Genomic DNA, 8,187 nt, shown 5'->3' with positions numbered 1-8,187 from the left:
CCTCCCTGTTGAGATTACGGTTCATAACAATGAAGGGAAAAGCAAGGTCAATAATGTTGAAATTGTCCATGTTGTACCCGTAGCTGCAGGTTCTGACAGTACGGTTGTCTTTTCCCTGACTGACTCAAATGGGCACCCAGTATCCAATATTACCAGCCTGTCCGTTACCGTCGATCAGCAACAACCAATTTCCATGCAAGTTGCTCAAGTCCCTACGGGCAAATACGTTGGGACATTACCCGGACAGCAAAGTGGCTCACACAATATGGTTGCATCTATCCCAACTCAAAATGTCACTTCAATCGAAAAATTATTTGATGTTAGCAAACCAGTGCCAATTGCTGCTGTTGCTAGGGATGGGAGTGGTAAGAAAGGCCAATACAAAGTCGTTAATGAAGTATTGCTGAATGTAGCGCCAACCAGTAAACATAAAGCTGGCGAGAAAGTCACACTCACCGTCACGTTGAAAGATGCCTTTGGTAATGGGCTAAAAGAGGTTTCTAGCAACAGTATTGTGACTGCTCACCAGCAATCAGGACCTGTCATATGGAAAGACCATGCGGATGGCACTTATACCGCCGACTTATTATTGCGTAAATTAGGCTCTGATACGTTAAAGGTTACTGTCAATAACACTATCCAATCACAGGATATCAATGTTGAGGCACCACAGGGGCTATCTGCTGTTAGCAATGTGGAATTAAAGGCAACAAACAAAACTCTTATGATGGGAGAGTTAGTTGAATTGCAATTAACATTGACTGATAGCCATGGCAATGGGGTTGAAAAAGTTCTCGCTAACGACATTCAGTTAGAACATAACGGTACACTTGTTGTTAACCCGATATGGCAAGAGAAAAGCAATGGTATTTACACCACCGAGCTCCCATTACATAAGCAAGGAAAGAATACCTTTGTCAGTCGCGTTAATAACCGAACAAATACCCCACTGGTGATTAATGTCAGCGCATTAACAGGTTCAGCAAATGTAAAAACTGTTGAATTTAAGGCTAGCATTAATCAATTAGCCGTTGGTAGCAGAACCGAACTGACACTCACATTAACCGACCAATGGAATAATGGCGTTGAGGGTGTTAATGCGGCTGATATCGTCATTAATGATTCGCATACTAAGAAAGCCCTTACGGGTTTAATCTGGAAATACCAAACAAACGGTATTTATACCACGCCAACCGTCATCCCAATTGCAGGTATTCATTCCCTGGGAGCGACAGTTAATCAACAAAAAAGTAAAAATGTGTTAATTGAAGTAAAGCCTTCAACAGACCCCAGCCGAGTCCACAATGTAACGCTAACGGCGACACCAAACGTGATCACTGCAGGTGATAACGTGACCTTATCCTTAAAGGTAACAGATATCGATAACAACTCAGTTATCAATCTCAACAATAGCGACATTCACTCGACAGACATTCCTAACAAAAGACCAATAATTTGGAAAGAAGATAGCCGTGACTTAGGTACCTATACCGCCACCACCATGCTCAGTGACGTTAAAATACATACTCTGAGTGCCGGTGTTGGTACATCTACAAATACAACCAATATCACGGTCAATTCACCAACCGGTAAAGATGCTGTAAAAACAATCACTATCTTACCGATAGCCGACAGTAACGCAGGACAACCATCATCATTATCCATTAGTTTAACTGACCAATATAACAACCCAGTTAAAAATGTTAGCAGTAGCGACATCAAAATGAAAATTAACGATAAAGAGCAAAGTATTGTCTTTATGGAAAAGAATGTGATGAATAAATATATCGCTCAACTTCCTGCATCCAAAGCAAGCCGTTATAAAATAACAGTGGAAGTCAATGGCCAATCAGAGAGCACTAATTGGAACGTCAAAGTACCAACAGAAATCCCGATTGCCTCTTATGATAAAGATGGTCTGCGTGGTTCATTAGAGACCCTATCTATCACCTATAATGCAACAAAAAACACGGTCAATTCCGCGGAAAAAGTCACCCTAAAAGTGGGGCTAAAAGATAAGTTTGGTAACAAGCTGACTGGGGCATCATCGAAATTGAAGTTATTAACTGACTTGCAATCGACCTCCATATGGAAAGAACTTAAAGATGGGTTTTACTCTCAAGAACTCACTATGAACAAGTTACACAAGCAGCCTATTCAAGTTTCCGCAGGCAAAATACTTAGCGATAAGATTGAACTAATCGTTGCCCCAGCCAAAGGGGTAAATAACGTCCATAAAACCACTCTTGAAACCGATGTAGGTACTCTTGAAGCGGGGAAAGAGGTGACCTTAATATTAGCGCTAACAGACAGTGTTGATAACGGTGTTATTGATATCAATAATAAAGACATTCAGCTCACCAATAATGGAAAATCTACAAATGTTAAATGGGTTTCCTCACAAAATGGCGTGTATACCACTAAACAACAGTTAAAAACTGTCGATAATTACCAGTTTAAAGCCACTGTCAATAAGCAACCAAGCCGCATTCAAACCGTAGAAGCAACTTACCCAAGTGGCAAAGATAGGGTAAAAAATGCAAAAATCACTACAAACCTCAAGACCTTTGATGCAGGTAAAGAAGTTGAATTAACTTTAGAGCTGAAAGACCAATATGGCAATTTGGTGACTAACGTCAATGGGGCAGATATTGTGTTAACCGATAGCCATAGCGCAGAAATTATTGATAGCCACAGTATTGCTTGGCATATGGCATCGGTAGGCGTGTATAAAGCCACCTTACCATTAACCAAAGTGGGTAAACACACATTAACCGCGACGGTGAATAAACAAGATGCCAATACCAAGGAAGTCACGGTGAAAGCTTTGAAAGGCGCTAGCAATGTTAATGAGATTAAATCAACTCCTGCAGTAACTTCAATGAGTGCAGGTGAAAGCACTACATTAACCCTCACCATGCTTGATAAATATGGCAATGAAGTGGCAGATATCGCAACGAAAGACATTAAGTTCAAAAATACTGACGACACCATTACCACAAAAGCACAGTGGGCGAAATCAGCATCACACGATAGTGTCTATACGGCTCAAATCACACTAGAGAAAGTTAAAAAGCACACATTATTGGTTGATGTAAATAAACAGGTAAAAAATATCGACATTGAGGTGAAACCACTAGAAGGCGCTAAAAATGTCGCGAAAGTTGAGTTAAATGTACCTGCAGTACTAAGCATTGGTACTAACGCCAATCTTCAACTCAATCTGAAAGATAAGTTCGGTAATGGCGTTGTGACTGTTGATGCCTCCAATATCACCATGGAACTTGCAGGCACACCAACACAGACAAAATGGATTGAAAGTAATAATGGCAACTACACATCAAGCTTATTGCTGACGAAAGCTGGTGTATATCCAGTAACTGTTAAGGTTAATGGGCACCCTTATACTACCACAATCACGATTGAAAATCCGAAAGGGGTTAAAAATGTGGCTCATGTGAGCATGAAGTCCTCAATAACCGCAGATGGCTCAGGGAAATACATCACCAAACCAGGACAAGAGTTCCAATTAACATTCAAGTTAACCGACCAATATGGTAATGGCGTCACTGAATTACAAGCAACAGATATCAGTTTGATGGACGCTAAAACATCAACAGCTATCCCCATTAAGACATTGCAAGAAAACTCAACACAGAAAGGAGAATACACAACAACAGTAGCGCTAACTCAAACAACACAATATGATCTGACCGCAGAAGTCAATAAGGTTTTGGGTACAATACAGGTATCTGTTATTCCATTCAGTGACACTGGTAACACTGTAGTCGTTCAATTGAAGCTTGATAAAAGTACGATTAAAGTTGGTGAAAAAGCTGATTTTGAGTTAAAAATTAAGGATAGATATGGTAATGATGTATTTATTGATACTGCCGATATTAAATTACTTGATACAAATAACATTTCATTACAAGTTAAATGGAATATCGAAAAAGACACTTTCACTCGTCGATATACAGGATACCTCAAACTTGCAACACCCGGAAAACATTCGATATCAGCAAGTGTTGTTCCAGTTCGTAGTATACCAAAAACAATTACGGTTGAAACTGGCGCGCCTGTGTTTGGTCCAGGGAAAAGTGAACTCACAGCAAACCGCTATGAGACAGACACTAAGAAAACATTTGCCACACTATACCTAATACTTAAAGACGATAATGGCAACCCAATAACGGGGAAAAATCCAAGATTACACTCTAATTATTGGAATCAACCGAAAACAATAACAGAAATTGAACCAGGGAAATATGAGGCTAACTTTCATAACGATAACAGGTCAGGGATTGCCAAAATCACATTAGACAATAGCTCAATTGGTTATAATGATAGTGCTCAGTCCATTCAAATTATAAATTACGGTGAAATGTCAATTACACGACTAGGGGATAAGAAAAACTACTCTATTGATGAGCAATTCCCTCATGTCGGATATACTGGCGCGCAATTTCAAATCAACCCTTCACTATGGACTGGTTCTGACTATAGTTGGACGGTTGATCAAAATTGGTTATATATTGATAGCACAGGTATTGTGACATTGAATAAACAACCGAAAGACAGCTCCAAAGCAAAAGTCACCATCACCGGAAAATCTAGAGGCTCTAATATCAAGAATATGGTCTATACCTTTACCTTAGAGTCGTGGTATACCCACAATGGAAAAGGAACACCAAAAGAAGCGTTAAAGATGTGTCAATCACCCAATGAGGTCATGACACAAGAAAATATCACCTTATTAAGTAAAGAGTGGGGGAAGGATACCGCACAAAAATTCATTACAGAGCAATATTTTTGGATTAGTAATTGGAGTTTTTCTAAATATATGATAAATGCTAATGGTCACATGGGCGCATTTATAAATCAAATAAATAGCAAGGAAAGATTATCTATTATTTGTGTTCAAGAATATTAATCACTATCTAATTTAAACCAACTCAGTTTTACCCCATCAGCCCCCTTACGGGGGCTTTTGTTTACCCATTATTTCCCTTCACCCCTTCCCAATCCAACTCAAATTTGGCGAGATATTTTCGCAGCCTGTCCGCATCATTGGGCTGTTTTTTGTGTTGCCGTGATACCGCAAACAGCTCACGACCTGCCTCGGAAAGGGAAGATGAACGGCGGCAAACTTCAAGTACTGTTGCCAGTTGCTGCTTATCGAATAAATCAATCTCACCAATTTGCTTTGGAAATGTATTGGTTGATTTTGGCTGCCATTGAGACTGCAAACGGCCAATTTCTTCCTCGGCAACCACTTTAGTAATGCGCCCGCGCTCGGCAAAGGTCGCCATCCTGCTAATCGAGGCCCCCAATTCACGGAAATTGCCGCGCCACTGGGCTTGCAAGGAACAAGCAAACTTCACATACAGGCTGCGTGCTTCGCTATCAAAGCGGATTTGGCTTTGCTGATCTTGGCAAAGTTTGGCTAATTCATAATCGATATTGGGTTCAATATCTTCACGACGTTCTTTTAACCCCGGCAAGGCAAAGGTCCACATATTGATACGGGCGTATAAGTCTTCACGAAACTTACCCGATTCCACTTGCTTTGCAAGATTGCGGTGGGTTCCCGCTATCAGCTGGAAATCACTGTGGATTTCATTGTCGGAGCCAAAAGGAAAAAAACGTTTTTCTTCAATGGCTTTGAGTAACATAGCTTGTTCATCAAGGCCAAGTTCTGCAATTTCATCTAAAAATAAAATGCCGCCATCGGCTTCTTTTAACAAACCGCCTCGTGCATTTAGTGCCCCAGTAAACGCCCCTTTGACATGGCCAAATAGCGTCGACATGGCATTATCACCGCGCAAAGTGGCGCAGTTCACTTCCACAAAACGCCCCTTGACTTGGTGGCGGCTTTCCCGCAATTGGTAAATGCGTCGCGCCAAAAACGACTTCCCAGCCCCCGTTGGGCCATTGAGTAAAATCGGCGCTTTTGAGCGCAAAGCCACCCGCTCGATTTGCTCAATCATGGTGTTAAACGCAGCATTACGCGTGGCAATCCCGGATTTTAAGAAGGATACCTGCTGTTGCTGCTCTGTTTGGAAGCGACTGGTGATGTGGGTATAACGGCTTAAATCAAGGTCAATCACCGTATGAATGCCGATTGGGTCTTTTTCTCTCCCCTTTTGGCTGGGAGAGGTTTGGATTAATTTGGCAGGTAAATAATGAGCTTCGGTTAATAAAAACCAACAGATTTGTACCACATGGGTGCCCGTCGTGATATGCACCAGATACTCTTCGTCGTCAGTATCAAATTGATAACTTGAAGAAAAATCCAATAACGAGGTATACACCTCTTCGAAATCCCACGGGTCGGCAATATCCACCTCATGCAGCACCACTTCGGTATTGGGAGAGGCTTGCTCAATATCCTCCTTCACCCGATGCGCCATGCCATAGTCATTGACCTGATGTAGCAGTTCAAAGCGACCGATATCCAAATCAGGTTGTTGGCACAAGCCTACCGTTGGGCGCCACTTTGTCCAGCGATTGGCTTTTTTACCTCGCCTATCGAGTACCGTGCCCAGTACGCCAATAACAACTTTGCGTTTTTTATTCATAATGAGTTTATATAAATTTATAAAAGACGAGATAAAAATATAATAAATAGCCTAATTCATTTCATCATTCAATGTTAGTAAAATTTCATTAAAATATTTATTTGTTATTTTTCAATGACATAAAATATTTATTATATTTTCATCAAAGTTGGCACGCTTCTGGCAATTATCTATTTATCCACTGCCGAAAATTGTCTGAACTTCGCGTTCAACCGGTGCAGACATGGTGGCGTTAGTCACTACATGGTCTGTATGCCGCCGTCAGTAAGATACCTTGGTAATAGCCTAGCTATCAGGTTCGACTCCTGAAAAAAATACAAATCCAACTGTATAAAACTAAGTTGAAGTTAAGCTTAAAACCACCACTCGAGAACCTTGCCGAGTGATGAGCAGAAATTTAGACAGCCGTACTGGGCACTCTACTTTTCCCCTCACCACTTCACTTTTTTCTTCAGTGGTGGATAAACCATAAAAAAGGAAAAATAATGAAAAAAATCAATATCGCTCAAGGACAAATCGCATTGACCGCTAAAAATGGGGATTTTAAGCAATTACTAACAGCGGGTGAGCACCATTTAAACGACTGGTTCAATCGATTGACAGTGTCATTGTTCACCCTCGACAATGAGGCCATTGATGAAAAATTGGCCGACCACTTACGCCAATTTCACTCTGATTGGGTTGATGAGCACTGTATTGACATCATTTTAGCTGATGATGAGATTGGTTTTATTTACTTGCACAATAGCTTGGCAGAAATCTTGCCACCAGCAACCCGTCGGTTGTATTGGAAAAATGGCAATAGCTTAAAAGTGGAACTGCAATCACTAGAAAATAGTGTTATTGACTCCGCCTTAGTTGCCCGATTAATGGGTAAAAAACGCATTAAAGGCAATGAGTTGGCCTTGATTAGCCAAGTACCTGCATGGCATGTCGGTATGCTAAAAATTGATGGTGAGATACAAGATTTATTACAACCGGGAACTTACGGCTATTGGAAAATTAACCATAAACATGAGGTTGAAATCATTGATACGCGTTTGCAATCACTTGAAGTCAGCGGGCAAGAAATTTTAACCAAAGATAAAGTCACATTGCGCGTCAATCTGTGTGCTAATTGGCGCTATCAGGATGTTTTGCTGACATTTTCAAAATTGAGTCAGCCTGTAGAACATTTATATCGTGAATTACAATTCTCAATAAGAGAAATCGTGGGGACTCGAACCTTAGACGAACTGTTAGAAAACAAGCAACTAATTGATGAGCTGATGTTGGCTCAAGTGGCGCAATACGTCACTGAGTTTAGCCTAGAAATCGATAGCATTGGTGTTAAAGATATTATTTTACCGGGAGATATGCGCACGATTTTATCCCAAGTAGTCGAAGCCGAGAAATCGGCACAAGCAAACGTGATCCGCCGACGTGAAGAAACCGCGGCGACTCGCTCACTGCTAAACACCGCTAAAGTGATGGAAAACAACCCCATTGCCTTGCGTTTGAAAGAGCTCGAAACCTTAGAAAATATTGCGCATCGCATCGACCAAATTTCTGTTTACGGTGGATTAGACCAAGTATTAAACGGATTAGTAAAAATTAAGGAATAAAT

2 protein-coding genes and 1 pseudogene are annotated in these 8,187 nt (G+C 40.9%); 2 read left to right on the top strand and 1 reads right to left on the bottom strand.

Annotated features, from left to right (window positions below):
- Window positions 1-4,933: pseudogene (locus tag PSE72_RS17160) on the top strand (hypothetical protein); the annotation flags it as partial.
- A 61-nt stretch (window positions 4,934-4,994) separates the two neighbouring features.
- On the opposite strand, the gene rtcR reads toward PSE72_RS17160, so the two are convergent.
- Window positions 4,995-6,581 carry an RNA repair transcriptional activator RtcR gene (gene rtcR, locus PSE72_RS17155; protein WP_213942529.1) on the bottom strand — a complete coding sequence of 529 codons (1,587 nt, stop codon included), beginning with the start codon at window positions 6,579-6,581 and terminating at the stop codon, window positions 4,995-4,997.
- Between the two features lie 485 nt (window positions 6,582-7,066).
- Between rtcR and PSE72_RS17150 the strand changes: the two genes are divergently transcribed.
- A complete protein-coding gene (locus tag PSE72_RS17150; protein WP_217007875.1) occupies window positions 7,067-8,185 on the top strand; it encodes a slipin family protein in 1,119 nt (372 codons plus the stop codon).
- Window positions 8,186-8,187: the final 2 nt, after the last annotated feature.

The organism is Providencia sp. PROV116 (assembly GCF_028482485.1).
GTDB classification, from domain to species: Bacteria; Pseudomonadota; Gammaproteobacteria; order Enterobacterales; family Enterobacteriaceae; genus Providencia; species Providencia rettgeri.
The sequence above is the reverse complement of the archived record's forward strand: the minus strand, read 5'-3'. Positions and strand labels throughout refer to the sequence as shown.